This is a genomic window from Streptomyces spirodelae, from assembly GCF_017676385.1.
Taxonomy (GTDB): Bacteria; Actinomycetota; Actinomycetes; order Streptomycetales; family Streptomycetaceae; genus Streptomyces; species Streptomyces spirodelae.
This window is the reverse complement of sequence record NZ_JAFFZN010000013.1, coordinates 25,007-50,168: the sequence shown is the minus strand read 5'-3', so window position 1 is coordinate 50,168 and position 25,162 is coordinate 25,007. Positions and strand designations below refer to the sequence as shown.

The following is a 25,162-nucleotide window of genomic DNA, read 5'->3' as shown; positions in this document are numbered from 1 at the left end:
CGTGCCGGAGTGTCCGCTGTACGAGGTGCCCGAGGCGCCGCCGGAGCTGGAGTTCGACCCCTTCCTCGGGGCAGCGGTGGCCAGGCCCCCGTTCCGTATCCGGCTGCCGTACGGAGAGGGGGACTGCTGGCTGGCGACGCGGTACGACGACGTCCGCTTCGTCACCTCCGATCCCCGGTTCAGCCGGGACATCGTCGGACGCCCCACGCCCCGGATGACCAGACACCTCGTCCCGCTCGACAGCGCGGTCAGCTTCGTCGATCCGCCCGGGCACTCGCGGGTGCGCTCCGTGGTGGCCCCGGCGTTCGGCCGGCGCGCGGTGGAGGGAGCCAGGACGCGGGCGTGGGAGATCGTGGACGGGCTGGTGGACACGATGGTGGCGGCCGGGCCGCCGGCCGACGTCGTACGCCACGTCGTCTCGCCCTTCCCGCTGGCGGTGGTGGGGGAGCTGATGGGCGTACCGGCCGAGGACCGGCCGCAGTTGCGCGACTGGGCCGAGGCGCTGCTGAGGCGGGCGCACGACGACGCGGCTCACGCGGAAGCCGAAAGAGTGAAGGCCGCCGCGCGTGGATACTTCCGCGAGCTGGCCGCCCACCGCAGGTTCCGGCCTGCGGACGATCTGATGACGCGGATGGTGACCGCGGTCGACGGGGGCCGGATCGACGAGGAGGAACTGCTCGCACTGGCCACCCTGATCGGGCTCAACGGCTGGCACGCGGTGCGCAACAACGCCGCCAACATGGTCTATCTGCTGCTGACCCGCCGACGGCTGCGCGAGCGGCTGCTGGCGGAGCCGGACGTGCTGCCGCGGGCGGTCGAGGAGTTGCTGCGCTGGATTCCGCACAAGAACGGGGTAGGGCAGCCGCGGATCGCCACCGAGGACGTGGAGGTCTCGGGTGTGCTGATCCGCCGCGGCGAGGTCGTACAGGTCTCGTATGTGGCGGCCTGCCGCGACCCCCGCCGCTTCCCGGAGCCGGACGAGATCGACCCCGACCGCCAGGGCCCGCCGCACCTGGCCTTCGGCAACGGGCCGCACCACTGCGTGGCGCCGCTGCTGGCCCGGATGGAGGCAGAGGTGCTGCTGTCCACCCTGCTGCGACGGCTGCCCGGGCTGCGGCTGGCGGTCCCCGGGGAAGAGGTCGCCTGGCAGCGGAGCGTGCTCATCAGGGGACCCGTCGGACTGCCGGTCACCTGGTGAGCCGACGGACGGCCCGTCATGAGCCGGGCCCTCTGCGTCGGGCCCTCAGGAGCCGGGTTCCTCGGCAACCGGGAAGACGTCCGCGCCCGGTCCGTCCTGGCCGGTGATGCCGGCTGGGCACGGACCGGGCGCGGACCGGGCGCGGAATCGTCGCCCTCGCGGCAGGGGAGCCGCAGGCCGTGGACGCGAAGGCGGTTCAGCCCTTCTTGGTCTCCCAGAAGATCTTGTCGATCTGGGCGATGTAGTCCAGCGCCTTCTGGCCGGTGGCCGGGTCGGTGGACCCCTTGGCCGCGCTGAGCGCCTTGAGGGCGTCGTTCACCAGCTGGTGCAGCTCCGGGTACTTCTCGAAGTGCGGCGGCTTGAAGTAGTCGCTCCACAGCACCGAGACGTGGTGCTTGGCGAGCTCCGCGCGCTCTTCCTTGATGGTGGTGGCCCGAGCCCGGAAGTGCGGGTCGTCGTTGGCCTGGTACTTCTCCTGAATGGCCTTCACGGACTCGGCCTCGATCCGGGCCTGCGCCGGGTCGTAGACACCGCAGGGCAGGTCACAGTGGGCGCTGACCTGCACCTTGGGGGCGAACAGTCGGGAGAGCATAAAAGCCATCCTTCCTCGTGATCGTCTTCTCACGTGCGAGATTACTCCGTGTGGGAAGTCTTTTCGCGTGTGCCCCCACGGGCTTAGGACAAAAGTCCAGTGACGGGCTGGATCTGCTGGAGTACTGGATCTGCTGAGTAATGGGCCGGAGGCGGCCTGGGGACCGGAGGCGCAGACTGATGCCGGAACGTACGCCGCAGCGCGAGCAGACCCACGGTGCTCAGGGCCGGGATTGGGACGGGCACGGTGGGCCGCTGAAGCGGATCGGTCTGGCCGAGGTCTACAACCCCTCGATGGAGCCGACCCTCTTCCCCGGCGACCAGCTCCTGGTCACCTACGGCGCGACCGTGCGCGCGGGTGACATCGTCGTGCTGCGCCACCCCTTCCAGCACGATCTGCTCATCGTCAAACGCGCCCTCGAACGCCGCTCGGGCGGCTGGTGGGTGCAGGGTGACAATCCGGAGGTCAAGAACGACAGCCGGGAGTTCGGCGCGGTCCCCGACGACCTCGTCGTGGCCAGGGCGTGGCTGCGGCTGCGCCCGCCGCGCGGCCTTCAGCGCTCGCCGGGACCGCTGGTGCGCTGGTCGGTCTCGGCTGTCCGCCCGCTGGTCGGCCCGGTGCGGCCGCGGCCGCCGTCCGACGGTGCCTCGGCGGGGCCCGCCGGGCTGCTCTCCAGGCGCTTGCGGGCGCGGTAGGCGGCCACGTTGGCGCGGGTCGCGCAGCGGTCCGAGCAGTAGCGGCGCGAGCGGTTGGTCGAGGTGTCCAGATAGGCGTTGCGGCAGGGCGTCGCCTGGCAGATGCCCAGCCGGTCCACTCCCAGGTCGGTGAGGTGGAAGGCGAGCCCCATACAGGCCGTCGCGGCGTAGGCGGCGGTGGCGTTGGCCGGCTGCTCGGCCAGGTGCATGTGCCAGCGCGGCCGCCCCTCCTCGTCCAGGTCGCCGTGTCCGGAGATCTGTGGACTGGTGGGGAATTCCATCAGCAGCGCGTTGAGCAGGTCGACGGCGCGCACCTCGTCGCCCTCGGAGGCCGCGGTGAAGACGGCGCGCAGCCTGGTGCGTACGGCGCGCAGCCTGTTGACGTCAGCCTCGGTCGCGCGGCGTGCCGTCACCCATTGGGCGCCGAACAGGTCACGGACGGCCTCCACCGAGGTGAGGGTGTCCTCCCCGCGCTCGGGCTGCTCGCTGTTCACCAGGCGCACTGCCAGATCTGAGTAATAGTTCAGTTCCACTTGTGATCCTTACGGCGGGCGGTCTATCGTCAGTAATAGTTGAAGGCCCTACGAGCGTATTACGGCGGAGGACGGGCATGACGACCCACGCACTCGACAAGGCCGACTGGCGGCGCTGGCAGGAGAGTTGGGACCGGCAGCAGGAGTGGTACATGCCCGACCGCGAGGAGCGGTTCCGGGTCATGCTGGAGATGACAGCGGCCCTGGTGGGCCCCGAGCCCCGGGTGCTCGACCTCGCCTGCGGTACGGGCAGTATCTCGGACCGCGTCCTTACGCGGATGCCGAACGCGAGGACTGTCGGCGTCGACCGCGACCCCGCGCTGCTGGCCCTCGCGCGCGGCACCTTCGCGGACGACCCGCGGGCCACCTTCGTGACGGCCGACCTGAGCGACCCCGACTGGCCGGCCCTGCTCCCTGAGGGCCCCTATGACGCCGTGCTGACCGCCACGGCGCTGCACTGGATGCGCACCGAGCCGCTGCGCGCCCTCTACGGGCAGCTCGCCGGGGTGGTGCGGGAAGGCGGCGTCTTCCTGAACGCCGACCACATGCCGGACGAGTCGACGCCGCGCATCAACGCCGCGGTGCACCTCTTCGAGGAGGAGCGGCGCAAGCGGCAGCGTGACGAGGGCGCGCTCGACTGGGGCGGCTGGTGGCGGGCGCTCTCCGAGGAGCCCGCCCTCGCCCAGGTCGCCCAGGAGCGGTTCGCCCTCTTCGGCAACCCGGCCGAGGTGCGGCACGACCACAACAACGAGGAGTTCCAGAGCGCGGAGTGGCACGCGGCCACGCTGCGCGACGTCGGCTTCGCCGAAGCCCGCACGGTGTGGGCCTCCCCCACCGACGCCATGGTGCTCGCCTTGCGCTGACGTGCCCCGTCAGGGGCGCGGGGAACTGCGCGACCAGCCGGGGATGCCCCCGCGGTCCGCGGACAAGCGACAGGGGCCTCCCCCTCACCGGACGCCGGCGAGGGGGAGGCCCCAAGAAGTTCGGCTAACGCCGCGCGACGCCCTCCGCTCGGGCCGCGGCCGCAACGGCGGAGGTCACCGCGGGTGCCACCCGCTCATCGAAGGGCGAGGGGATCACCCTCTCGGCGCTGAGCTCGTCGGCGACGACTGCGGCCAGCGCCTCCGCGGCGGCCAGCTTCATCCCCTCGGTGATGTCCGTCGCCCGGACCTGCAGCGCACCGGCGAAGACACCGGGGAAGGCCAGCACATTGTTGATCTGGTTGGGGTAGTCACTGCGCCCGGTGGCCACCACTGCTGCGTACTTGCGGGCCACATCCGGGTGGATCTCCGGGTTCGGGTTGGCCATGGCGAAGATGAACGAGCCCTTCGCCATCTTCGCGACGGCCTCCTCGCGCACCGTGCCGCCGCTGACGCCGATGAACACGTCGGCGCCCTCCAGGGCTGCCTCCAGGGAGCCGGAGAGGCCCGCCTTGTTGGTGAAGCCGGCCAGCTCCCGCTTGACGTGGGTGAGGTCGTCGCGGTCCGCGGAGACGACGCCCTTGCGGTCACAGACCGCGACGTCCCCGATGCCGGCCTCGACGAGGATCTTGGCGATGGCGACCCCGGCGGCGCCCGCGCCGGAGATGACGGCGCGCAGCGAGCCCAGCGCGCGGTCGCTCAGCTTCGCCGCGTTGCGCAGCGCGGCCAGCGTGACGATGGCCGTACCGTGCTGGTCGTCGTGGAAGACCGGGATGTCCAGCTTCTCCTTGAGGCGGGCCTCGATCTCGAAGCACCGGGGTGCCGAGATGTCCTCGAGGTTGACACCGCCGAACGACGGTGCGAGCCGGGTCACGGTGTCCACGATCTCGTCCGTGTCCTGGGTGTCGAGCGCCAGCGGGACCGCGTCGACGCCGCCGAACTGCTTGAAGAGGATGGCCTTGCCCTCCATGACCGGGAGGGAGGCGCCGGGGCCGATGTCGCCCAGTCCGAGCACCGCGCTGCCGTCGGTCACCACGGCGACGACCTGGGACTTCCAGGTGTAGTCGTCGACGAGCCCGGGCTGTTCGGCGATGGCGCTGCAGACCTTGGCGACGCCCGGCGTGTAGGCGAGGGACAGGTCGTCGGCGTCCCGCACCGGCACGGTCGCCTGGACGGCCATTTTGCCGCCCCGGTGCAGGGCGAACGCCGGATCGATGACATCCGACTCCAGCCCGTCCTTCTGATTGACGATCTCCGCTGCCACTGTGTTGAACCCCTTTGTCGAATCTGTGTGAGGGTGACCGCTCCCTGCGGTGAGGAACGGGCGGGCACCACGTCCGCTTCCCGGGCGAGCGGCCTGTCGCGGCCCGGAGGGAGGTACGGACGCCGGGCGCGCCGCACACGCGCCCTGGTCCCCGGGTGAGGGGTGTAATCGACCTTTCTACCCGACACCGGCAGCCGAGGACGACCTAGTTCCGGCCGCACCGGCATCGAAGCTGCACCAATGCGGGGCAAACTGCCTCGACTCCGACTTGAAGTCCGCGGAGTGAGACAGGGGGCCGGTGTGAGCGACCACACTTCGGTCCCCGACCCCTTTACGGCCCTCCGCCGTGCCCTGTAATCGGAGTCGGATATCCGTTATCCGATTTTGACCTCGGAGGCGTCCTGTAGCCGCTTGTCCGGATGGCAAGATGCCCCCCATCGTTCATCCGTTCATCCGTCGGACACGGTCGCGACATCCGAAGGTGTGTGCCCGACCCCACGGCTTCCCCCTCACCTCAGGAGGACCAGCGCATGACCGTCAGCAGACTCATGACCACCGGCCGGGCCGCACGCGCGGCCGCCCGGCGTGCCGGGACCGTTCCGGTGGCCCTCGCGGTCGGCGGCGCCCTGCTGCTGGCCGGCTGCGGCGACCAGACCGAAGGGGCCGGCGGCGGCTCCGGCGGCGGGAGCAGCAAGCTGAACTCCATGCTGCCGGAGAAGATACGCAGTGCGGGTGTGATCAAGGTCGGCACCGACGCCGCCTACAAGCCCATGGAGTACAAGGAGGGGGCCGACATCGTCGGCCTCGACCCGGACCTCGCCGACGCGATGGGCAAGAAGCTGGGCGTCCGCTTCGAGTTCACCAACGGCACCTTCGACGGTCTGATCACCTCCATGCAGACCGGCCGCTTCGACATGATCATGTCGTCGATGACGGACACCAAGGACCGCCAGGAGGGCCTGGACGACAAGGGCAAGAAGGCGGGCAAGGGCGTCGACTTCGTCGACTACCTCTCCGCCGGCTCCTCGATCCTGGTCAAGAAGGGCAACCCGGAGAAGATCGAGTCGGTCGACCAGATGTGCGGCAAGAAGGTGGCCACCCAGCGCGGCACCACCTCGCACGAGATCCTCAAGGCGCAGACCAAGAAGTGCGTCAAGGAGGGCGAGAAGAAGATCGACATCGAGCCGTACAACACGGACGACGAGGCTCGGGTACGGCTGAAGGCCGGCGGCGTCGTCGCGGACATCTCCGACTTCCCCGTCGCGGCCAACGCCGCCAAGTCCGGGAGCGACTTCGAGGTCGTCGGTGACCAGATGCAGTCGGCCCCCTACGGCATGGCCGTCAGCAAGGACAACAAGAAGCTCCGCGACGCCCTCAAGGCCGCCATGGAAGAGATCATCGAGGACGGGTCCTACAAGCGGGCGCTGGAGAAGTGGGGCGTGCAGGACGGCGGCGTGAAGAAGGTGACGATCAACGCCGGCACCTGAGCCGCCGGAACCTTGACCGGCGGCATCTGAGCCGCCGGTACCTGAGCCGCCGCCACCTGGGCCGCGCGGCGCGGACCCATGAGACACCCAGCACGACGCCGAGGACGCTGAGAGGCAAGCCCCCGTGACACCACCCACCATCGACAAGACCTCCTCCGGCGGGGCACCCCCGTCGAAGGAGGCCCCCCAGGCCATCAAGGCCATACCCGTGCGGCACTACGGGCGGTATGTGTCCGCCGTCGTGGTCATCGCTCTCCTGGCGCTGCTCGTCCGCGCCTTCGCCACCGCCGAGGGGCTGCGCTGGCAGGCGGTGGGCGACTTCTTCTTCAACGATCAGATCCTCGAAGGCGTCAGGAACACGCTGGTCGTCAGCGTGCTGTCGATGCTGATCGGGCTGGTGCTCGGGATCGTCCTCGCGGTCATGCGGATGTCGAAGAACCCGGTGACCTCGTCCGTGGCCTGGGGCTACATCTGGTTCTTCCGCGGCACGCCGGTCTATGTGCAGCTGCTGCTGTGGTTCAACCTGGCGCTGGTCTTCCCCGTGTTCAACATCATGCCCATCTACAAGGACGAGATGACCGACGTCATGACTCCGTTCATGGCGGCGCTCCTCGGCCTCGGCCTCAACGAGGCCGCGTACATGGCGGAGATCTGCCGGGCCGGCATCCAGTCGGTGGACGAGGGCCAGACCGAGGCATCGCAGGCGCTCGGTATGACCCAGGGGCAGAACATGCGCCGCATCGTGCTGCCCCAGGCGATGCGGGTGATCGTGCCGCCCACCGGCAACGAGTTCATCAACCTGCTGAAGACCTCGTCGCTGTGTTCGGTCGTGATGTACGAGGAACTGCTGCGCAAGGGGCAGAACATCGGCAACAACTCCAGCGCGGTCGTGGAGATGCTGCTGGTGGCCACCATCTGGTACCTGGTCATCACCAGCGTCTTCAGCGTGGGCCAGTACTACCTGGAGCGCCGCTACGCGCGTGGCTCCCTCCGCCAACTGCCCGACACCCCGTGGCAGCGCATACGCAAGAACGTCTTCGGCATGGGCCGGGGCACCGGATCGGGGGTGCAGGGCGCATGAGCACGATGGTCAAGGCCGAACAGGTCTGCAAGTCATTCGGCCACGTCGAGGTCCTCAAGGGCATCGACCTCGAGGTGAGGACCGGCGAGGTCTTCTGCATCGTCGGGCCCTCCGGCTCCGGCAAGTCCACCTTCCTGCGGTGCATCAACCACCTGGAGAAGATCAACGCCGGGCGGCTGTACGTCGACGGCACGCTCGTCGGCTACCGCGAGAAGGGCGGCAAGCTCTACGAGCTGCGGGACCGCGAGGTCGCGGCACAGCGGCGCGACATCGGCATGGTCTTCCAGCGCTTCAACCTCTTCCCGCACATGACGGCGGTGGAGAACGTGATGGAGGCGCCCGTCCAGGTCAAGCGGACCCCGCGGGCCGAGGCGCGCAAGCGGGCCACCGAACTGCTGGACCGGGTGGGGCTGGCCGACAAGGTCGACAGCTACCCGGCGCAGCTCTCCGGCGGCCAGCAGCAGCGGGTGGCCATCGCACGGGCGCTGGCCATGGACCCGAAGCTGATGCTGTTCGACGAGCCGACCTCGGCGCTCGACCCCGAGCTGGTGGGCGAGGTGCTCGACGTGATGAAGGCGCTGGCCAGGGACGGGATGACGATGGTCGTCGTCACCCATGAGATGGGCTTCGCGCGGGAGGTCGGCGACTCGCTGGTGTTCATGGACGGCGGCGTCGTGGTCGAGTCCGGCAATCCGAAGGACGTGCTCGGCAACCCGCAGCACGAGCGCACCAAGTCCTTCCTTTCCAAGGTGCTGTAGCCGAAGGACGAGGGCCGCCGCCGCTTCCCACGGGTCGAGACGCCGTCGTTCCTGGAATACCAGCGTCCGATGTGATGCTGTGTCGGCCATGGCATACAACGCACAACTCGGCAGGGTCGGCATCTGGGCCGCCGCACTGCGCATGGACGACGCCGCACGGCGGCCCCAGGTCGAGGAGGCCGCCGCCGAACTGGAGGAGCTGGGATACCGCGCCCTCTGGATCGGCGGCAGCCCCTCGCCCGACATGGCACACCAACTGCTGGCGGCCACCTCGCGGGCGACCGTCGGCACCAGCATCCTCAGCATCTGGCAGCACGCGGCGCCCGAGGTGGCCGCGCGGCACGCGCAGCTGACGGAGGAGTACGGCGGCCGCTTCCTGCTCGGCCTCGGCGTCAGCCACGCGGAGGCGCACAGCGGCCACACCCTCGACCATCCGCTGGCCAACCGGCCCTACTCGGCCATGCGCTCCTACCTGGACGTGCTGGACAACGCGCCGCGTCCGGTCCCGGCTGCCGGGCGCGCACTGGCGGCGCTGGGGCCGAAGATGCTGCGGCTGGCGGCCGAGCGGTCGCTGGGCGCTCTGCCCTACCTCGTCACCCCCGAACACACGGCCGAGGCCCGGGACATCCTCGGCGCCGACCCGGTGCTCGCCCCCGAGCTGAAGGTCGTCCTCCTGCCCTCCGGCGGCGACCGCGCCCGGGCCTACGCCACGGCGCGCGACTACCTCTCCTTCTATCTGGGCCTGGCCAACTACCGGAACAGCCTGCTCCGCCTCGGCTTCGCCGAGTCCGACCTCGCCGACGGCGGCAGCGACCGACTGATCGAGGCGGTGTACGCCATCGGCGACGCCGAGGCCATCCGGGCCCGTGTGGACGCCTTCTTCGACTCCGGCGCCGACCACGTCGCCCTCCAGGTCGTCACCCCCGGCATCGGCACCGATCTCCCCCGCGAGGAGTGGCGCACCCTGGCGGAGGCCATGCCGCTGGACGGCTGAAGCGCCGGCTCCGAGCGAGTGGATCACTCGTTCGGAGTACCGCGAGCGTGAATCCGTACGACAAGCCGTCCGGTCCGCCAAGACTGTCCCCGACAAGGAAGGAGGTGCCAACATGACGGTTATGGTCGAGCGGAACGCGCACAAGCCCGCAGGGCAGATGGCCGTGGAGGAGTTCGAGCAACTCGCCTCCGGGGCCCCCGAGACCGTCACGCTGGAGTTCCTCGGCGGACAGATCGGGGTCAAGAAGGTGCCGGACGGAGATCACGACGAGATCATCAAGTGGGTGCAGAGGCAGTGCATGCAGCATTGCCCGAAACTGTGGCTGTACCCCGAGCGGGGCTTGGTGGTGGAGGCGTACCGCAAGGGGCGGGCCCGCCCGGACGGCGTGCTGGCCCCCGACGGTCACTTCGCGGGGCATGGCGAGTGGTCGGACGCCGAAGGGGTCCTGATGACGGTGGAGGTCACCTCGTACGACCACGACACCGACCAGCGCGACCGGTGGGAGAAGCCCAGGGCGTACGCGGAGGCCGGAATCCCCGTATACCTGCTGATCGACCGGGACTCCTGCACCGTCACCGTGCACAGCGGTCCGGAACGGGGCCATTACCGCGACACCCACACCGTGAACTTCGGCGAACCGGTCGAACTGCCCGATCCGGTCGGCTTCACCCTGGATACGGCGAAGTTCAAGGACTACGTGCGCTGACGGCGTGAGATGGGTCGCTCGGGGGCCGCACGGTCTGTCCCCGGGCGCACGGCGCGGCGTAGCGTCGGGGCATGTTTGCTGCATACGCCGCTCGTATCGACAAGGAAGAGCCGCTCAGTGGGCTGGAGCTGGGCGACAGGCCGGAGCCCAAGGTGCCGCCCGGGTGGATGGCGGTGGCGGTGAAGGCAGCCTCGCTCAACCACCACGACCTGTGGTCGCTGCGCGGTGTGGGGCTCGGCGAGGAGTCGCTGCCGATGATCCTCGGCTGTGACGCGGCCGGGATCGACGACGACGGCAACGAGGTCGTGCTGCACTCGGTCATCGGGCAGACCGGGCACGGAGTGGGCCCGCGCGAGCCCCGCTCGATCCTCACCGAGCGCTACCAGGGCACCTTCGCCGAGCGGGTCGCCGTACCGCAGTGGAACGTACTGCCGAAGCCGAAGGAGCTCTCCTTCGAGGAAGCGGCCTGTCTGCCCACGGCCTGGCTGACCGCCTACCGGATGCTGTTCACCAACGCCGGTGTGCGGCCAGGGGACTCGGTACTGGTGCAGGGCGCGGGCGGCGGCGTGGCCACCGCCGCCATCGTGCTGGGCGCCGCCGCAGGACTCAGGGTGTTCGCCACCAGCAGGGACGAGACCAAGCGGAAGCGGGCGCTGGAGCTGGGCGCCGAGGCGGCCCTGGAGGCGGGCGCCCGACTGCCGCACAAGGTGGACGCCGTACTGGAGACGGTGGGCGCCGCCACCTGGTCGCACTCGGTCAAGTCGCTGCGCCCCGGCGGTGCGCTGGTGATCTCCGGTGCCACCAGCGGCCCCAACCCGCCCGCCGCCGAGCTGAACCGGATCTTCTTCCTGGAGCTCAAGGTGATCGGCTCCACCATGGGCACCAAGGAGGAGCTGGCCGGGCTGCTGAACTTCTGCGCCGCCAAGGGCGTGCGGCCCGTCATCGACTCCGTCCTCCCGCTGGACCGGGCCCGCGAGGGCTTCGCGAAGATGGCGGAGGGCGACCTGTTCGGCAAGGTCGTGCTGACCGTCTAGGGCCGCTTCCCAGCGGGTGCGTGCTGTGCCGTGTACCGGGCGAACGGCGGGATGCCGACCTCCGCGCGGTGGGCGTCCAGCTTCTCCTCGTCCTCGACCGGCCAGGGGACCGGTGCCCCACCCGCTGTGATGCCCTGGATCTGGGTGCCGTAGCGCTGCGGCAGGCCCGCGTTGACATGCAGCCGGTCGCGGAGGAAGGCCAGCCGGGAGGGGCCCTCGGGACCGGCGCTGCCGTCCTGGACGGCCTGTTCCAGCAGGCGGAGGGCCAGCCGCTGCACGTCCAGCTGCCGGTCCGCGTGCTGTGCCACCAGCCAGGCGCCCAGGGCGGCTTCCTCGCCCACCTCCGCGGCGGCCGGCCAGTGCCCGTGCTTCTCCAGCAGGGTGCGCAGCCGGTCGCCGTGCCGCGCTGTCACCCGCCGCCAGGCGAGTTGTTCGGCGGGGTCGTCGCTGTTGGCCCTGGGGGCCGCCGCCTGATCCGCGGCCTTCATGGCGATCAGTTCGTGGCTGAGCTCGGAGTGCTGTTCGAGTGCGGTCATGGCAGCGACTCTAGGAGCGATTTCCGCGCCGAATGTCCTCCTGGAAGACGGTGACGAGACCCCCTTCCGGCAGTCATACTTGAACAGAAGGCGAGGCCGGTGAGGGTTTCGCGGCAGGTGAGGGCTCCAGCGATACGCGGATCTTGGACTGGCCGTGGCCCAGCAGCTCCCAGTCGTCCATGAAGCGGGCGCACAGGCCGTGCCGCTCGGCCAGCGCCGTCAGCGTCTCCGTGCGGTAGTAGAAGTCCTCCCGCAGCACTTGGTGTTCGGTGCCGAGAGTGCGGTCGAAGGTGAAGTCGAAGAACCCGCCGGGCGCCAGCACCCGGCCCACATGGGCCAGACACTCCTCGATGATGTGCAGGGGCGAGTGCGAGAAGACGCTGTGCGCGTGGACGACGTCGAAGTGCGCGTCGGGCAGGAAGTCCAGCGTCAGGTCGTGGGTGAGGGTCAGATGCGGCAGCTTGTCCTGTAGGCGCTGTTCGGTGAGTGTCCGCTTGGCGGCGATCAGCACGTCGGGGGAGATGTCGATGCCGTAGTAGTTGCCCGGCTCCAGGAACTGGATGAAGCGCCAGCCGGCGCGCAGGTTGCCGCAGCCGATGTCGAGCATCCGCGTCGACGGCTGCAGTCCGTGTCGGCGCAGGTAGTCGAATTGGAGCTCGCCCAGCTTCAGCCACGCCTCACGGGTCGGGCTGCCGACCGCGGCGTCCGGGCTGCGCCGGGTGTCGGAGGCCATCACCGCGCGGTAGTAGCTCACATGGTCGCGGTGCTTGAAGGCCAGCCACCGGTCCCGGCCAGCGCGCCGCAGATGGCCGGGGATGCGCTGCGGATGCGTCAGGGCGTATCTGGCCTTGTGGGCGAGGGCCGTCCGGTCGACGAGGAGGTTCTTCCTGCTGGCCATGGGGACTCCCGGCTGCGAGGCGTGGGCGCCGTTCGGCTTTCGTATGACGAACGCACTGCTGTCAGTCTCGGCAGCGGTGCCCGGGCGCGCCCCGCCCGGCTGGGCCACCCGGGTTCTTCCGCCCGCCTGTCGGAGTGACGCGGGAAAAAGCGCTGGTCCGTCCGTGTGGCGGAAGCAGGCGTACCCGGGGGCGCAGCGGCCCGGCTGTCACCCGATGGCAGGGGGCCCGCTGACCCCGGCTCCCAACTCCGCCAGCACCGCCGCTGCCTGGCGGACCGTCCCCTCGACCAGCTCGGCGACGCTCGGCAGGTCGTCGATCACCCCCGCGACCTGCCCGGCGGCCATCACCCCGGCGTCCGTGCGGCCCTCGACCATGGCGGCCCTCAGCAGCATCGGGGTGTTGGCGGCGAGCAGCAGCCGGCCCAGGGACAGGTCCTTGCCGTGCCGCAGGGCGCGGCCGTCGCGCAGCATCGCGGCCCAGGAGAGCCCCGCGTGCTTCTTGAACGCGGCGGCGTGGCGCAGCGCGCGCAGCAGCCCCGCCAACCGCCCCGAGGACTCCAGGGCCGCCACCATCTCGCTGCGCAGCATCCGGTGCGGCAGTCCGTCGACCTTCGTGGTGACGGTGACGTCGGTGACCCGCGCCGCCAGATAGCGGGCCTTCACCGCGTCGGGCACCGTGGACTCGCTGGTCAGCAGGAAGCGGGTGCCCATGGCGGCGCCCGCCGCGCCGTAGCAGAGCGCGGCGGCCAGCCCGCGCCCGTCGTGGAAGCCGCCCGCGCCCAGAACGGGAACCGAGACCGCGTCCACCACCTGCGGCAGCAGCACCGAGGTGGCGACCTGCCCGGTGTGCCCGCCGCCCTCGCTTCCCTGTACCAGGACGGCGTCCGCACCCCACTGGGCGACCTTCCGCGCGTGCCGCGCGGCGCCGACGGTCGGTATGACGACCACGCCCGCGTCCTTGAGCCGCCCGATCAGCTCCCGGGAGGGAGCCAGCGCGAACGAGGCGACGCGAACGCCCTCCTCGATCAGGAGCCGCACCCGTTCTTCCGCGTCGCCCGCGTCGGCGCGCAGGTTGACCCCGAACGGTGCCTCGGTACGGGCCCGTACCTCCCGTACGGCCTCGCGCAGTTGCGGCAGCGTCATGGTGGCGGAGGCGAGGAAGCCCAGCGCCCCCGCCTCGGCTGTCGCGGAGACCAGCCGGGGCCCGGCGACCCAGCCCATGCCTGTCTGCACCAGGGGATGGCGTACACCGACGAGCGAGGTGAACGGGGTGCTCAGCGGCGCGTCGGGGGCTGCCACCGGGTGGGGGCTCATGTGCGGACCTCGCGGTCGCGGTTGCCGTGCGGGTCCAGTACCTCGCGCAGCAGCCGCAGCTCCTCCCCGGTGGGTTCGCGGGTGACGGGCACCTGGTCGGGCACGGCCGGCTCGAACCCCGTCTGCTCGCACACCTGGGCGACGCTCACGCCCGGGTGGACACTCGCCAGCCGCATCCGGTGGTCAGGGGTCGCGAAGTCGAACACCGCCAGATCGGTGACCACCCGGCGCAGCTCGTGGAAGCGCGCGGCGGCCGGGCCCGCCTCGGCTGCCCGGTCGTAGCCCACACCGCTGACCGTGTCCACGCGGGGGACGAAGACCCGGGGCGAGTGCCTGGGCACCCAGTAGGAGACGGGGTGGTTGACGGTGTTGGAGGGGGCTCCGCGCGCGCCGAGCAGCTGCCGCCGGGGGCGGGCCCAGTCGCCGATGCAGGAGATGTTCTGGTTGCCGTAACGGTCCAGCTGGCTCGCGCCCATCATCATGTGCCGCTTGCCGCGCGCGGCGAGGGAGAGGTGCTTGCGGTACGGCAGCCAGCCCTCGGCCGGCGCGGGGTCCTCCGGGGCGCCCACCGGGGTGCTCAGCAGCATCGCCTCGCCGTCGGTCAGCAGCAGCCGCGGGCTGAACGTCAGCCGCGCCAGCCGGGCGCCCAGCGCCGGCACGGTGCCCGCTGTGGCGGCCAGCACCTCGCCGTCGCCGCGCCAGACCTCGGCGCAGGCGACGACGCAGACCTCGGCGCGGGTGGCGCGGGCGGCGTCGGCGGCAGCGGGGACCCGGGCTGTCATACGGTCGCCTCCCGCTGCGCGAAGCCGTCGACAGCGCGCTGGTAGGCGTGCTCGTCACCGGCCAGGAAGTGCTCCTCGAACCTCCGCCAGGCGTCCGGGTCCTGGGCGGCTCGTAAGTAAGCGCGCTGGAACGCCTCGTCGCGCCCGTAGTCGGGGGCGCAGGCGGTGAAGTGGGCGCCGCGCGGCGTGTGCAGCACGCCGGTGACGTTCTGCCGCTGCACCAGCAGCGACTGCGGCGGTCCGGTGAAGTGGTCGACGACCCGTTCGCACGACAGATAGGTGTGCTCGGCCGCCTCCGTGAACAGGTCGTCGAAGAACGGGTCGGGGCCCAGCGACTGCCCGTTGCCGCGTACGTCGGCGCGGTTGAGGTGCACCAGCGTCACGTCCAGCGTCAGCGCCGGCGCCGCCAGCAGCTCCTCGCCGTCCTGGTACGGGGAGGTCACCGTACGCAGCCGGGGGTTGTGGCGCGGGATGTCGGAGCCGATACCGGCGCGTACCGGCATGAACGGCAGCCGGTGCGCCGCCGCCGTCAGCCCCCACAGGAACATCGACTCGTCCCACTCCTCGAACTCCAGCGCTCCCGCTTCCCGGGCGGCGCGGAAGTGCGGTTCCAGCGGCACCGAGTCCAGCGTCACGAATGGTGCCACCAGCTTGCTGATCCGCCCGGCCGCTGCGAGCAGTCCCACGTCGGGGCCGCCGCACGAGACGACGGTCAGATCCGCCACGTCGGTCCGCAGCAGCGCCCGAACCAGCGCCATCGGCTTGCGCCGTGCGCCCCAGCCGCCGATGCCGACGGTCATGCCCGACTCGATACGGGCCGCGAACCCGGCGAGGGAGAGGCTCTTGTCCAAGGCGGTCACCGCTCGGCCCCCTCGGCGGCCGGCGCGTCGACGAAGGCGTCCCGGTGTCGGTCGGAGACGCCCGAGAGGTTGGCCTCGAAGGTGAAGCCCTGCTCGTAGCGGTAGCTGCGGCGCACGTCGAGCGGGTCGATCCCGTTGAGGGCCTCCTTGGCGAGGCGGAGCAGCAGGCCGTCCTTCGCGGCGATCCGGTCGGCCAGCTCGAAAGCCGTCTCCAGCAGGGTGTGCGGGCCCTCGGCGAGGGCCCATACGGCGCCGTGCCGGTGCAGTTCGCGGGCTGTGACGCTGCGGCCGGTGTAGTAGAGCGGGCGCATCAGGTGCGGGGGCAGCATGCGGGACAGATGGGTGGCGGCGCCCAGTGCGCCCCGGTCGAGTTCGGGGAGGCCGAAGGTGGCGTCCTCGGTCGCCACGAGCGCGTCGGCGTTGCCGACCAGGCCGATGCCGCCGCCCAGGCAGTGGCCGTGCACGGCGGCGATGACCGGCACCTCGCACTCGTAGACGGCGGCGAACGCCGCCGCGCAGCCCCGGTTGGCGCCCAGGAGCGCGCTGTGTCCCGCGGTCCGCTGGATCTCCTTGATGTCGACCCCTGCGTTGAAGCCCCGGCCCGCGCCGGTCAGTACGACGGCGCGGTGCGCCGGGTCGCGGCCCGCCGCCGTGAGGGCTTCGGCCAGCTCGTACCAGGCGTGCACCGGCAGGGCGTTGACCGGTGGATGGTCGACGGTCACCAGTGCGACGCCGTCGCGCGGTGTGGAGGTGGAGACAGACATCGCGGGATCAGCTACCTTTCCACCTAACGTTTGTTTGGTGCCATGCGGTTGTGCAAGCTAGCAGCGGTGCCGCCCTCGCGAAAGAGCCGACGTCATGAGCGTTGCTGTCATCACCGGTGGAACCCGCGGGGTGGGTGCGGGTATAGCGCGCGCGTTTCTCCGCACCGGCGCGCAGGTCGTCATCTGCGCCCGCCACCCGCCCCCGCGCCCCCTCACGGCCGACGGCCGCCACGCCCGCTACCTCCCTCTCGACGTCCGCGACCCGGAAGCGGCGGCGGAGTTCTGCGACCGCGTAGCCCGCGACCACGGCTCCCTCGACGTGCTGGTCAACAACGCGGGCGGTGCCCCGTACCGCCCGCTGGCCGAGGGCGCCCCGCGCCGCCACGCCCGCGTCATCGAACTCAACCTGCTCGCCCCGCTGTACCTCTCCCGCGCGGCACACGCGCTGATGCGCACCCAGCGCGGTGGCGGTGCCATCGTGATGGTGGGCAGCGTCAGCGGGACCCGCCCGTCACCGGGCACGGCGGCCTACGGCGCGGCCAAGGCGGGGCTGGAGAACCTGGCGCGCTCGATGGCCATGGAGTGGGCCGGGGACGGGGTGCGGGTCAACACCGTCGTCCTCGGAATGGCCCGCACGGAACTCACCCAGCTGCACTACGGCGACGAGGCAGGTGTCGCGGCCGTCGGCGCGACCGTGCCGCTGGGGCGGCTCGCGGAGCCCGAAGAGGTGGGCGACGCCTGCGTGTTCCTGGCCTCCGACGCCGCGCGCTACATCTCCGGCGCCTCGCTCGCCGTGCACGGCGGGGGCGAGCGTCCCGCCTTCCTGGACGCCGCGAACGTCAACAAACCCTGAGCCCGGAGGCCGTCATGGACCAGCAGCGAGCCACTCCCACCGAGGGGACCCCCACCGAGGGGACCCCCACCCAGGAGGCCCCGACCCAGGACCGCCCCGCCGCGGGACGCGTCGTCGTCGTCACCGGCGCGGGCCGCGGGCTGGGCCGCGCGCACGCCCTCGCCTTCGCCCGCGCGGGCGCCCGGGTCGTCGTCAACGACCTGGGAGTCGCCCTGGACGGAGCGGGCGGCACTGCCCTCTCAGCCGAGACCCCGGCCGGACAGGTGGCGGCCGAGATCCGGGCGATGGGCGGCGAGGCAGCCGTCAGCACGGACGATGTCGCCGACAGCCAGGGAGCGGCCCGGCTGGTCCGTACCGCGCTGGAGCACTTCGGCGGCCTGGACACACTGGTCAACAACGCGGGGTACCTGCGCGACCGGATGCTGGTGAACCTCGAGGAGGACGACTGGGACGCGGTCGTACGGGTGCACCTGAAGGGGCACTTCCTGACGATGAAGCACGCGGCCGGGTACTGGCGCGCCGAGTCGAAGGCGGGTCGCACGCGCCGCGCCCGGATCGTCAACACCTCCTCGGGCGCCGGCCTGCTGGGAGCCGTGGGACAGGGCAACTACGCTGCGGCGAAGGCCGGTGTCGCGGCGCTCACCCTCGTCGCAGCGGCCGAGTTCGGCCGGTACGGCGTCCAGGTCAACGCGGTCGCCCCGGCGGCCCGCACCCGGATGACCGAGCGGACCTTCGCCGCGCGGATGGCCGCGCCCGCCGACGGGAGCTTCGACGCGATGGCCCCGGAGAACGTCTCGCCGCTCGTCGTCCACCTCGGCTCCGACGCCTGCGAGGGCGTCACCGGGCGCGTCTTCGAGGCGGAGGGCGGCCGGATCACCCTCATGGACGGCTGGCGCCGCGGCGCCCACATCGACAAGGGCGCCCGCTGGGAGCCGGCCGAACTGGCGGCCCCCCTCCAGGGCTTGCTCCACAGGTCCCCTGACCCCGAACCGGTGTACGGCGCGGGGTGAGCGGCTGTGCTCGGGCAGTCTGCGCCATGGGGGCACCCCCTCATCGCTCCACAGGGGCACCCACCCTGCCGGGGCGGCCCCCGGCCAGGAGCTCCGCATGGGTGAGGGCGAAGTCCCCGTTCGGCAGCAGCCCCGAAAACTGCTCGCCGCGCACCTGGTCGGGCAGAAACCCGCGTAGGCGGTGCCGCATGGCGGGGGAGTGGCCCACCGGCTCGCCCCACCCGGCAGGCGCCTCGTCGCTGCCGTACAGCACCCAGTGGTCGACCGGAACCCTCCCCGCCATGCCCGGTGGCCTCCCGGTGTGGGCGTCCAGCGCGGGTGCGGTCAGCACCTCGGGGTCGAGCGGCGGGTACCACATCAGCAGCGGCTTCGCCTGCGCGGCCTCGGTGTTGTCGAAGCAGCACACCGCCATCGCGTAACCGGGGTAGCGCTCCGCGTAGAACCGCATCAGTTCCGGGGCGAGGGCCGGCCGCTTGTGCGCGGGTACCCGGTCGAGCGCGGCGGGCAGTTCGGTGGGGTCGGAGGCGAGCAGCACCGTGTAGATGTCGTGCTCGAAGACCTGCACCCCGCGCGTCGGCTGCTCCCAGCCCATCCAGGCCATCCCGCCCGCTGCCACGGACCTGGGCCGTACGGCCTCCACCATCCGCTCCAGCACGTCCGAACTGCGCCCGACTTCCAGGAAGTTGTCCTGCGTCATTCCGCGTGCGGGCAGGTGCAGCAGCATGGCGTTGGGGCCGTCGGCGCGGTTGACGGCGGTGTTCTGGTAGCCGAGGACATGCACCAGCCCGTGCTCGGGGTGGTGCACGCGCCCCATGTACAGCGTGGTGCCGGAGAACTCGGCGGGGCCCAGGGAGACACACATGGGCCCACGTTCTCAGAACGCGCGGACGGGCATGCCCGGGGTCCCCCTCACAGCCGTTCGATGATCGTCACATTCGCCTGGCCGCCGCCCTCGCACATGGTCTGCAGCCCGTACCGGCCGCCGGTGCGCTCCAGTTCGTGCAGCAGGGTGGTCAGCAGTCTGGCGCCGGTGGCGCCGAGGGGGTGGCCCAGGGCGATGGCGCCGCCGTTGACGTTGACCTTCTCCGGGTCGCAGCCGGTCTCCCGCAGCCAGGCCAGGACGACGGGCGCGAACGCCTCGTTGATCTCGACCAGATCGATGTCCTCCAGCGTCATCCCGGCCCGCTCGAGCGCGTGCGCCGTCGCCGGGATGGGCGCCGTCAGCATCCGGATCGGGTCCTCGCCGCGCACGGCCAGCTGGTGCACCCGCGCGCGGGGTGCGAGGCCGTGGGCGCGTACGGCCTCCTCGGAGGCGAGCAGCACGGCGCTGGAGGCGTCCGAGATCTGCGAGGAGACGGCGGCCGTCAGCCGGCCGCCGGGGACCAGCGGGTCGAGAGCGGCCATCTTCTCCAGGCTGGTGCCGCGCCGTGGCCCCTCGTCCACCGCGTGGTCGCCCCAGGGGGCGATCTCGCGCTCGAAGCGTCCCTCATCGACGGCGCGCAGCGCCCGCTCGTGCGAGCGCAGCGCCCAGCGCTCCATCTCAGCGCGGCTGATGTCCCACTGCTGGGCGATCTGCTCCGCGCCGGTGAACTGGCTGACCGGCTTGTCGCCGTAGCGGGCCCGCCAGCCCTCGGAGCCCTGGAAGGGGCCTTCGGTGAGGCCGAGCGGGGCGCCCGCACGGCCCGAGGCGTAGCCGATCGGTACCTGGGACATGTTCTGCACCCCGCCCGCGACCACCAGATCGGCCGTGCCGGACATGACGGCCTGTGCCGCGAAGTGCACGGCCTGCTGAGAGGAGCCGCACTGCCTGTCGACGGTGACGCCGGGCACCGACTCGGGCAGTCCCGCTGCCAGCCACGCCGTGCGCGCGATGTCGCCGGCCTGCGGGCCCACGGTGTCCAGGCAGCCGAAGACGACGTCCTCGACCGCCTCCGGGTCGATGCCGGACCGCTCCACCAGCGCACGCAGCGCGTGCGCCCCCAGGTCCGCGGGGTGCACCTGAGCCAGCGCTCCGCCGCGCTTTGCGACGGGCGACCTGACGGCCTGGACGATGTACGCCTCACCGCGGGACATACCGGTCACGCTCCTTGGGTCATCGGGCCACCGGATGGGTGGCGATTCCGTCGAGCACCATCGAGGTGTACTGCTCGGCGATCTGCGCCGCGCTCTTGCGTCCGCCGGGCCGGAACCAGACCGCCGCCACCCAGACGGTGTCGCGTACGAACCGGTAGGCGATGGGGATGTCCAGACCCCCGCGGAAGCTGCCGTCGGTCACCCCGCGTTCCAGGGTGCGCGTCCACAGCTTCTGGAACCGCTCCTGGGAGTCGGCCAGATACCGGAACCGCTCCTGGGAGGCCAGCCTGCGGGCCTCCTTCTGGTAGATGGCGACGGCCGGGCGGTGCCGCTCCATCTGCCGGAACGACTCGGCCACCAGCCCCTCGAACGTCTCGCGCGGCCCCAGTCCGGCCTCCTCGATCCGCTGGTAGCCCGCCCACAGGTCGGTGAGGAAGGCGCTGAGGATCTCGTCGGCCATCGACTCCTTGGAGTCGAAGTGGTAGTAGAGGCTGCCGGCCAGCAGCCCGGCACGGTCCGCGATCGTACGGACGGTGGTCGCGTTGTAGCCCAGCTCCGCGAACACCTCGGCGGCGGTGGCCAGCAGTTCGGCACGGCGCCCGGCACCGGGCGCCGTCCTCGCGCCGGGGGCGGTCTTCTTCGGCGTCACCATGCGTCCATTGTCCGTCGGGTGTGCGGCCGGTCCCGTCATGGATGCTGGCTGCTCACGGCGACGGTCTCGCCCGTCATGTACGAGGAGTAGTCGCTGGCCAGAAAGACGATCACGTTGGCGACCTCCCACGGCTCGGCGTGGCGCCCGAACGCCTCCCGGGATGTCAGCTCCTCCAGCAGCTCGGGAGTGGTGACCTTGGCCAGATGCGGGTGCATCGCCAGGGAGGGCGAGACGGCGTTGACCCGTACGCCGAAGTCGGCCGCCTCCAGTGCCGCGCAGCGGGTCAGTGCCATCACGCCCGCCTTGGCCGCCGCGTAGTGGGCCTGGCCGCGCTGGGCGCGCCAGCCGACGACCGAGGCGTTGTTGACGATCACCCCGCCGCCGCCCTGCTGGTCGCGCATGGCACGCAGCGCTGCGCGGGTGCAGCGGAAGGTGCCGTTCAGTGTGGTGTCCAGGACGCGGGACCACTGCTCGTCGGTCATCTCCACCAGCTCGGCCGTGCCGCCCAGGCCCGCGTTGTTGACCAGTACGTCGATACGGCCGTGGCGGTCCGTGCAGGCGGCCAGCAGCGCGCCGACCTCGCTCTCTTCGGTGACGTCGCAGCGCACGGCGTGCACACGGCCGGGCCCGAACTCGCGGGCCAGCGCCTGTGCCGTCCCGCCGAGTCGGCGCTCGTGCACGTCACCGATGACGACGCCTGCCGCGCCCTCCTCCAGTACGCGGCGCGCCGTCGCCCCGCCGATCCCGCTTCCAGCCGCTGCCGTGACGACGACGGAGCGGTCGGCGAGCAGACCGTGCGGTGCGGGGCAGGGGGGTGCGGCGCTGGTCATGGGGCGGCCCCTCGCGGCTCTGCGGCTGTGTGCGGCTCTGCGACTCTCTGCGGCTCTCGACGTGGTGGCGGAGCCACGTTAATCTACCAAACACTTGTTAGGGAAGCACTGTGCAGCCTCGTGCGAGGAGCGTGCCCGCATGCCCGACGACCGCCCGGCGGCCCCGCAGGTGGTGACGTACGAGCGCGTCGGCGCCGTCGCCCACGTCACCCTCGACCGCCCCGAGTACCGCAACGCCCAGAACTCCGCGATGACCTACGCCCTGGACGCGGCCTTCCAGCGGGCAGCGGACGACGACGCGGTCCATGCCGTCGTCCTCGCCGGTGCCGGCGAACACTTCAGCGCCGGGCACGACATCGGCACCCCGGGCCGGGACGCGCACCGGTCGTTCCCCCGTAAGGCCGGGCTGTGGTGGGACCACGTGGGCAAGGAGGGCGCCGAGGCCCGCTACGCCCGCGAGTCCGAGGTATACCTGGGTATGTGCCGCCGCTGGCGCGAGCTGCCCAAGCCGGTCGTCTGTGCCGTACAGGGTGCCTGCGTTGCGGGCGGACTGATGCTCGCCTGGGTGTGCGACCTGATCGTCGCCAGCGAGGACGCCTTCTTCGCCGACCCGGTGGTACGGATGGGCATCCCCGGCGTCGAATACTTCGCCCACCCCTGGGTGCTGGGACCGCGCGTCGCCAAGGAGCTCCTGTACACGGGGGACCGGATGACGGCCCGGCGCGCGTACGAGATCGGCATGGTCAACCGCGTCGTCCCGCGCGCCGAACTCGCCGCCGAGGCCGCTGCGCTCGCGGCCCGCATCGCCGAGATGCCGCGCTTCGGCCTCGCCCTGACCAAGCGCGCGGTCAACCAGGCCGAGGACCTGATGGGCCTGCACAGTGGCCTCGACTCGGTCTTCGGACTGCACCACCTCGCGCACGCCCACAACGCCGAGACCGGCACCGACGCGCTCAGCGGGATGGACGCGCGCGCGATGCGGGAGGCGGGCCGTCGCGCCGGGCGCCCCGCGCGGGACACCGGACTTCAAGACGGGGCCGGAGCTCGTCGGGACGGGGCCGGAGCTCCTCGAGGCGGGGCCGGAGCCTGAGCATGGACCTGGAATTCAGCGCCGCCGAGCAGGCATTCCGCGCCGAGGCCCGCGCCTGGCTGCGGGCACACGTACCCGACCGGCCGCTGCCGTCCCTGGAGACGGCCGAGGGCTTCGCCGCGCACCGGGCCTGGGAGCGCGAGCTGTACGCGGGGGGCTGGTCGGCGGTCTCCTGGCCGCGCGAACTGGGCGGCCGCGGCGCGAGTCTCACCGAGTGGCTGATCTTCGAGGAGGAGTACTACGCGGCCGGGGCGGCAGGGCGCGTCAGCCAGAACGGCATCAACCTCCTCGCCCCCACCCTGTTCGCGCACGGCACCGAGGAACAGCTGGCACGCATCCTGCCGCCGATGGCGGCAGGGGAGACGATCTGGGCGCAGGCATGGTCGGAACCCGAGGCCGGCTCCGACCTCGCCGCGCTCCGCTCGCGCGCCGAACGCACCGGACAGTACGGCGGCGGCTGGCTGCTGTACGGCCACAAGACCTGGTCCTCGCGCGCCGCGTTCGCCGACCGGGCCTTCGGCCTCTTCCGCACGGACCCGGAAGCCGAACGGCACCGGGGGCTGAGCTATCTGATGTTCCCGCTGGACGCGCCGGGAGTCACCGTACGGCCCATCGGACGGCTGGATGGCAAACCGGCGTTCGCGGAGATCTTCCTGGACGCCGTCTTCGTCCCCGACGCCGATGTCATCGGGGAACCGGGAGACGGATGGCGGGCCGCCATGTCCACAGCGGGCAACGAACGGGGCCTCACCCTGCGCGCACCCGGCCGCTTCACCGCCGCAGCCGAGCGCCTCCGCCGACTGTGGCGCGAGCGGGCCGCCACCGATGACACCGCGCTCGCCGGACGGGTGGCCGACGCGTGGATCCGGGCCCGTGCCTACCAGCTCGCGGGGTACGCGGCGGCATCGGCGGCTCCCGGGGCAGCCGCGGACTCGCCCCGGGGGGAGCGGGGAACCGGCGCGGGTCCCGCTGCCTTCGCCTCCTCCATGAACAAGATCTTCTGGTCCGAGCTCGACATCGACCTGCACGAGACCGCGCTCGATCTGCTCGGCCCCGGCGCGGGTGAGATCACCGAGGGCGGTCCGGACGCCGAGTGGCTGGACGGCTGGGTCTTCGCCCTCGCCGGGCCCGTCTACGCGGGCACCAACGAGATCCAGCGCGACATCGTCGCCGAGCGGGTGCTCGGCCTGCCGAGGGGACGCTGAGCTGCCGTGCGCTTCCTGCCGGACGAGGACCACCGCAGCTACACCGACACCGTCCGCCGTCTGCTCGCCGACGCCGGTCCGTCCGACGCCGGTCCGTGCGAGGCCGCCCGCGCCTGGGCCGCCGGCGACCACGCGCCGGGCCGCGCCCTGTGGCAGGCGCTCGCCGGGACGGGACTGCCCGCGCTGGCCGTCCCCGAGGAGCGCGGGGGCCTCGGCTGGTTCCCGCCCGAACTCGCCGCCGCCTTCGTGGAGATCGGCCGGGCCTCGGTCCCCGGGCCGCTGGTGGAGACGGTCGCGCTGGCCGCTGGGCTGCCCGCCGCCTCCGGCTGGACAGCGCGCCTGCTGAGCGGCGACCGGCTGGCGACCGTCACCGATCCTGCGGCCGGATACGCGGTGGACGCGCAGATCGCGGATGTGGCCTTCGTTCTGGAGGGCGACGGGCTGGCCACCGGCACGGTCGCGGATGCCCCGTCGCGCTCCCTTGACCCGGGCCGCCACCTGGTGCGCTGTGTGCCGGACGAGGCCGTCGCCGCCGATACCCGCCGGATCAGGGCGCTCGCCACCCTGCTGACCGCAGCGCAACTCCTCGGCGCCGGAGAGGCGCTGCTTCAAGGCAGCGTGGAGTACGCCAAGCACCGGCAGCAGTTCGGGCGGCCGGTGGGCTCCTTCCAGGCGGTCAAGCACCAGCTGGCGAACGTTGCCGTGGCGCTGGAGTTCGCACGGCCGCTGCTGTACGGCGGGGCGCTCGCCGTACGGAGCGACACCGGAGCCGACCCCCGCGACCTGCCCGCCGCCAAGACGGCCTGCGCGCACGCCGCTCATCTGGCCGCACGCACCGCGCTCCAGGTGCACGGAGCCCTGGGCTACACGGACGAATACGACCTGACCCTGCCGCTGCGCAAGGCCCGCGCCCTGCACGGCGCCTGGGGTACCCGGGCCGCCTGTCACGCGGCGGTACTCGCCGGTGATCTGCTGCCGGGCTGAGGTGGCGGCAGGGGGCCGTGTACGGGGGAGCGGGGGATGCCGCGCCGAG

At 71.8% G+C, this 25,162-nt stretch carries 26 protein-coding genes and 1 pseudogene; 14 read left to right on the top strand and 13 right to left on the bottom strand.

Going from position 1 to position 25,162, the window contains the following annotated elements; translation table 11 throughout:
• Position 1 precedes the first annotated feature (1 nt).
• On the top strand, positions 2-1,198 hold the full coding sequence (locus JW592_RS15695) for a cytochrome P450 (RefSeq protein ID WP_209265701.1): 1,197 nt from the start codon (positions 2-4) through the stop codon (positions 1,196-1,198).
• A 196-nt stretch (positions 1,199-1,394) separates the two neighbouring features.
• On the opposite strand, the gene sodN is transcribed toward JW592_RS15695, so the two are convergent.
• Positions 1,395-1,790 carry a superoxide dismutase, Ni gene (gene sodN, locus JW592_RS15690; protein ID WP_209265700.1) on the bottom strand — a complete coding sequence of 132 codons (396 nt, stop codon included), beginning with the start codon at positions 1,788-1,790 and terminating at the stop codon, positions 1,395-1,397.
• Positions 1,791-1,930: 140 nt separating this feature from the next.
• On the opposite strand from sodN, the pseudogene sodX reads away from it, so the two are divergent.
• Positions 1,931-2,299 (top strand): annotated as a pseudogene (sodX, locus tag JW592_RS15685) (nickel-type superoxide dismutase maturation protease); the annotation flags it as partial.
• A gap of 44 nt (positions 2,300-2,343) precedes the next feature.
• Here the strand turns inward: sodX and JW592_RS15680 are convergent.
• A complete protein-coding gene (locus tag JW592_RS15680; protein ID WP_307805430.1) occupies positions 2,344-3,018 on the bottom strand; it encodes a CGNR zinc finger domain-containing protein in 675 nt (224 codons plus the stop codon).
• A gap of 77 nt (positions 3,019-3,095) precedes the next feature.
• On the opposite strand from JW592_RS15680, the gene JW592_RS15675 reads away from it, so the two are divergent.
• Positions 3,096-3,881, top strand: a complete 786-nt coding sequence (locus tag JW592_RS15675) for a class I SAM-dependent methyltransferase (protein WP_209265698.1) — start codon at positions 3,096-3,098, stop codon at positions 3,879-3,881.
• A 124-nt stretch (positions 3,882-4,005) separates the two neighbouring features.
• Here JW592_RS15675 and JW592_RS15670 read toward each other — a convergent pair whose 3' ends face one another.
• A complete protein-coding gene (locus tag JW592_RS15670) occupies positions 4,006-5,202 on the bottom strand; it encodes an NAD(P)-dependent malic enzyme (RefSeq protein WP_209265697.1) in 1,197 nt (398 codons plus the stop codon).
• A gap of 530 nt (positions 5,203-5,732) precedes the next feature.
• Here JW592_RS15670 and JW592_RS15665 point away from each other — a divergent pair.
• The 6 genes from JW592_RS15665 (at position 5,733) to JW592_RS15640 (ending at position 11,262) form a co-directional block, all read left to right on the top strand.
• Entirely contained in the window at positions 5,733-6,689 is a 957-nt protein-coding gene (locus JW592_RS15665; protein WP_229376128.1) for an ABC transporter substrate-binding protein, read from the top strand.
• Positions 6,690-6,813: 124 nt separating this feature from the next.
• Positions 6,814-7,770 (top strand): amino acid ABC transporter permease, encoded by a 957-nt coding sequence (locus JW592_RS15660; RefSeq protein WP_209265696.1) that lies wholly within the window; start codon positions 6,814-6,816, stop codon positions 7,768-7,770.
• Positions 7,767-8,528, top strand: a complete 762-nt coding sequence (locus JW592_RS15655; protein WP_307805429.1) for an amino acid ABC transporter ATP-binding protein — start codon at positions 7,767-7,769, stop codon at positions 8,526-8,528. The genes JW592_RS15660 and JW592_RS15655 overlap by 4 nt, the downstream gene beginning before the upstream one ends.
• Positions 8,529-8,616: 88 nt before the next feature.
• Positions 8,617-9,522, top strand: coding sequence for a TIGR03620 family F420-dependent LLM class oxidoreductase (locus JW592_RS15650; protein WP_209265695.1), 906 nt, complete (start codon positions 8,617-8,619; stop codon positions 9,520-9,522).
• Between the two features lie 112 nt (positions 9,523-9,634).
• Positions 9,635-10,228 (top strand): Uma2 family endonuclease, encoded by a 594-nt coding sequence (locus tag JW592_RS15645; RefSeq protein ID WP_209265694.1) that lies wholly within the window; start codon positions 9,635-9,637, stop codon positions 10,226-10,228.
• 71 nt (positions 10,229-10,299) lie between these two features.
• The gene (locus JW592_RS15640; RefSeq protein WP_209265693.1) at positions 10,300-11,262 is read left to right on the top strand and encodes a zinc-binding dehydrogenase; all 963 of its coding nucleotides are present in this window, start codon (positions 10,300-10,302) and stop codon (positions 11,260-11,262) included.
• On the opposite strand, the gene JW592_RS15635 is transcribed toward JW592_RS15640, so the two are convergent.
• The 6 genes from JW592_RS15635 to JW592_RS15610 all read right to left on the bottom strand — a co-directional run bounded on the left by JW592_RS15635 (position 11,259) and on the right by JW592_RS15610 (position 16,416).
• The gene (locus JW592_RS15635) at positions 11,259-11,798 is read right to left on the bottom strand and encodes a DUF6624 domain-containing protein (RefSeq protein WP_209265692.1); all 540 of its coding nucleotides are present in this window, start codon (positions 11,796-11,798) and stop codon (positions 11,259-11,261) included. The two genes, JW592_RS15640 and JW592_RS15635, sit on opposite strands and share 4 nt — an antisense overlap.
• A gap of 73 nt (positions 11,799-11,871) precedes the next feature.
• Positions 11,872-12,696, bottom strand: coding sequence for a class I SAM-dependent methyltransferase (locus tag JW592_RS15630; protein ID WP_209265691.1), 825 nt, complete (start codon positions 12,694-12,696; stop codon positions 11,872-11,874).
• Between the two features lie 207 nt (positions 12,697-12,903).
• The gene (locus JW592_RS15625; RefSeq protein ID WP_209265690.1) at positions 12,904-14,010 is read right to left on the bottom strand and encodes an NAD(P)H-dependent flavin oxidoreductase; all 1,107 of its coding nucleotides are present in this window, start codon (positions 14,008-14,010) and stop codon (positions 12,904-12,906) included.
• Positions 14,007-14,792: a CoA-transferase subunit beta gene (locus JW592_RS15620; protein ID WP_209265689.1), complete on the bottom strand. Its 786-nt coding sequence runs from the start codon at positions 14,790-14,792 to the stop codon at positions 14,007-14,009. Before JW592_RS15620 ends, JW592_RS15625 begins: the two co-directional genes overlap by 4 nt.
• Entirely contained in the window at positions 14,789-15,592 is an 804-nt protein-coding gene (locus JW592_RS15615) for a CoA transferase subunit A (RefSeq protein WP_229376151.1), read from the bottom strand. The genes JW592_RS15620 and JW592_RS15615 overlap by 4 nt, the downstream gene beginning before the upstream one ends.
• A gap of 56 nt (positions 15,593-15,648) precedes the next feature.
• On the bottom strand, positions 15,649-16,416 hold the full coding sequence (locus JW592_RS15610) for an enoyl-CoA hydratase family protein (RefSeq protein WP_209265687.1): 768 nt from the start codon (positions 16,414-16,416) through the stop codon (positions 15,649-15,651).
• A gap of 94 nt (positions 16,417-16,510) precedes the next feature.
• On the opposite strand from JW592_RS15610, the gene JW592_RS15605 reads away from it, so the two are divergent.
• The gene (locus JW592_RS15605; protein ID WP_209265686.1) at positions 16,511-17,269 is read left to right on the top strand and encodes an SDR family oxidoreductase; all 759 of its coding nucleotides are present in this window, start codon (positions 16,511-16,513) and stop codon (positions 17,267-17,269) included.
• A gap of 14 nt (positions 17,270-17,283) precedes the next feature.
• Entirely contained in the window at positions 17,284-18,279 is a 996-nt protein-coding gene (locus JW592_RS15600; RefSeq protein ID WP_209265685.1) for an SDR family oxidoreductase, read from the top strand.
• A gap of 40 nt (positions 18,280-18,319) precedes the next feature.
• On the opposite strand, the gene JW592_RS15595 is transcribed toward JW592_RS15600, so the two are convergent.
• Genes JW592_RS15595 through JW592_RS15580 form a run of 4 tightly spaced genes read right to left on the bottom strand, consistent with a single transcriptional unit; the run spans position 18,320 to position 21,834 of the window.
• On the bottom strand, positions 18,320-19,141 hold the full coding sequence (locus tag JW592_RS15595; protein WP_209265684.1) for a hypothetical protein: 822 nt from the start codon (positions 19,139-19,141) through the stop codon (positions 18,320-18,322).
• 47 nt (positions 19,142-19,188) lie between these two features.
• Positions 19,189-20,352: an acetyl-CoA C-acetyltransferase gene (locus tag JW592_RS15590; protein WP_209265813.1), complete on the bottom strand. Its 1,164-nt coding sequence runs from the start codon at positions 20,350-20,352 to the stop codon at positions 19,189-19,191.
• 19 nt (positions 20,353-20,371) lie between these two features.
• Positions 20,372-21,004, bottom strand: a complete 633-nt coding sequence (locus tag JW592_RS15585; RefSeq protein WP_209265683.1) for a TetR/AcrR family transcriptional regulator — start codon at positions 21,002-21,004, stop codon at positions 20,372-20,374.
• Positions 21,005-21,039: 35 nt separating this feature from the next.
• Positions 21,040-21,834 (bottom strand): SDR family oxidoreductase, encoded by a 795-nt coding sequence (locus JW592_RS15580; protein ID WP_209265682.1) that lies wholly within the window; start codon positions 21,832-21,834, stop codon positions 21,040-21,042.
• Between the two features lie 139 nt (positions 21,835-21,973).
• Here JW592_RS15580 and JW592_RS15575 point away from each other — a divergent pair, with 139 nt between their 5' ends.
• The 3 genes from JW592_RS15575 to JW592_RS15565 are packed head-to-tail and all read left to right on the top strand — an operon-like array spanning position 21,974 to position 25,113.
• Positions 21,974-22,924, top strand: coding sequence for an enoyl-CoA hydratase (locus JW592_RS15575; RefSeq protein WP_209265681.1), 951 nt, complete (start codon positions 21,974-21,976; stop codon positions 22,922-22,924).
• A 2-nt stretch (positions 22,925-22,926) separates the two neighbouring features.
• Complete coding sequence (locus tag JW592_RS15570; RefSeq protein ID WP_209265680.1) at positions 22,927-24,129, top strand: acyl-CoA dehydrogenase family protein; 1,203 nt, start codon at positions 22,927-22,929, stop codon at positions 24,127-24,129.
• A 6-nt stretch (positions 24,130-24,135) separates the two neighbouring features.
• Entirely contained in the window at positions 24,136-25,113 is a 978-nt protein-coding gene (locus tag JW592_RS15565; RefSeq protein ID WP_209265679.1) for an acyl-CoA dehydrogenase family protein, read from the top strand.
• Positions 25,114-25,162 lie beyond the last annotated feature (49 nt).

Coding starts and splice junctions, on each gene's coding strand:
- JW592_RS15570 (WP_209265680.1), top strand. CDS start 22,927: ATGGACCTGGAATTCAGCGCCGCCGAGCAGGCATTCCGCGCCGAGGCC.
- JW592_RS15575 (WP_209265681.1), top strand. CDS start 21,974: ATGCCCGACGACCGCCCGGCGGCCCCGCAGGTGGTGACGTACGAGCGC.
- JW592_RS15665 (WP_229376128.1), top strand. CDS start 5,733: ATGACCGTCAGCAGACTCATGACCACCGGCCGGGCCGCACGCGCGGCC.
- JW592_RS15625 (WP_209265690.1), bottom strand. CDS start 14,010: ATGAGCCCCCACCCGGTGGCAGCCCCCGACGCGCCGCTGAGCACCCCG.
- JW592_RS15600 (WP_209265685.1), top strand. CDS start 17,284: ATGGACCAGCAGCGAGCCACTCCCACCGAGGGGACCCCCACCGAGGGG.
- JW592_RS15635 (WP_209265692.1), bottom strand. CDS start 11,798: ATGACCGCACTCGAACAGCACTCCGAGCTCAGCCACGAACTGATCGCC.
- JW592_RS15645 (WP_209265694.1), top strand. CDS start 9,635: ATGACGGTTATGGTCGAGCGGAACGCGCACAAGCCCGCAGGGCAGATG.
- JW592_RS15630 (WP_209265691.1), bottom strand. CDS start 12,696: ATGGCCAGCAGGAAGAACCTCCTCGTCGACCGGACGGCCCTCGCCCAC.
- sodN (WP_209265700.1), bottom strand. CDS start 1,790: ATGCTCTCCCGACTGTTCGCCCCCAAGGTGCAGGTCAGCGCCCACTGT.
- JW592_RS15620 (WP_209265689.1), bottom strand. CDS start 14,792: ATGACAGCCCGGGTCCCCGCTGCCGCCGACGCCGCCCGCGCCACCCGC.
- JW592_RS15610 (WP_209265687.1), bottom strand. CDS start 16,416: ATGTCTGTCTCCACCTCCACACCGCGCGACGGCGTCGCACTGGTGACC.
- JW592_RS15580 (WP_209265682.1), bottom strand. CDS start 21,834: ATGACCAGCGCCGCACCCCCCTGCCCCGCACCGCACGGTCTGCTCGCC.
- JW592_RS15650 (WP_209265695.1), top strand. CDS start 8,617: ATGGCATACAACGCACAACTCGGCAGGGTCGGCATCTGGGCCGCCGCA.
- JW592_RS15595 (WP_209265684.1), bottom strand. CDS start 19,141: ATGTGTGTCTCCCTGGGCCCCGCCGAGTTCTCCGGCACCACGCTGTAC.
- JW592_RS15640 (WP_209265693.1), top strand. CDS start 10,300: ATGTTTGCTGCATACGCCGCTCGTATCGACAAGGAAGAGCCGCTCAGT.
- JW592_RS15675 (WP_209265698.1), top strand. CDS start 3,096: ATGACGACCCACGCACTCGACAAGGCCGACTGGCGGCGCTGGCAGGAG.
- JW592_RS15605 (WP_209265686.1), top strand. CDS start 16,511: ATGAGCGTTGCTGTCATCACCGGTGGAACCCGCGGGGTGGGTGCGGGT.
- JW592_RS15615 (WP_229376151.1), bottom strand. CDS start 15,592: ATGACCGTCGGCATCGGCGGCTGGGGCGCACGGCGCAAGCCGATGGCG.
- JW592_RS15585 (WP_209265683.1), bottom strand. CDS start 21,004: ATGGTGACGCCGAAGAAGACCGCCCCCGGCGCGAGGACGGCGCCCGGT.
- JW592_RS15590 (WP_209265813.1), bottom strand. CDS start 20,352: ATGTCCCGCGGTGAGGCGTACATCGTCCAGGCCGTCAGGTCGCCCGTC.
- JW592_RS15655 (WP_307805429.1), top strand. CDS start 7,767: ATGAGCACGATGGTCAAGGCCGAACAGGTCTGCAAGTCATTCGGCCAC.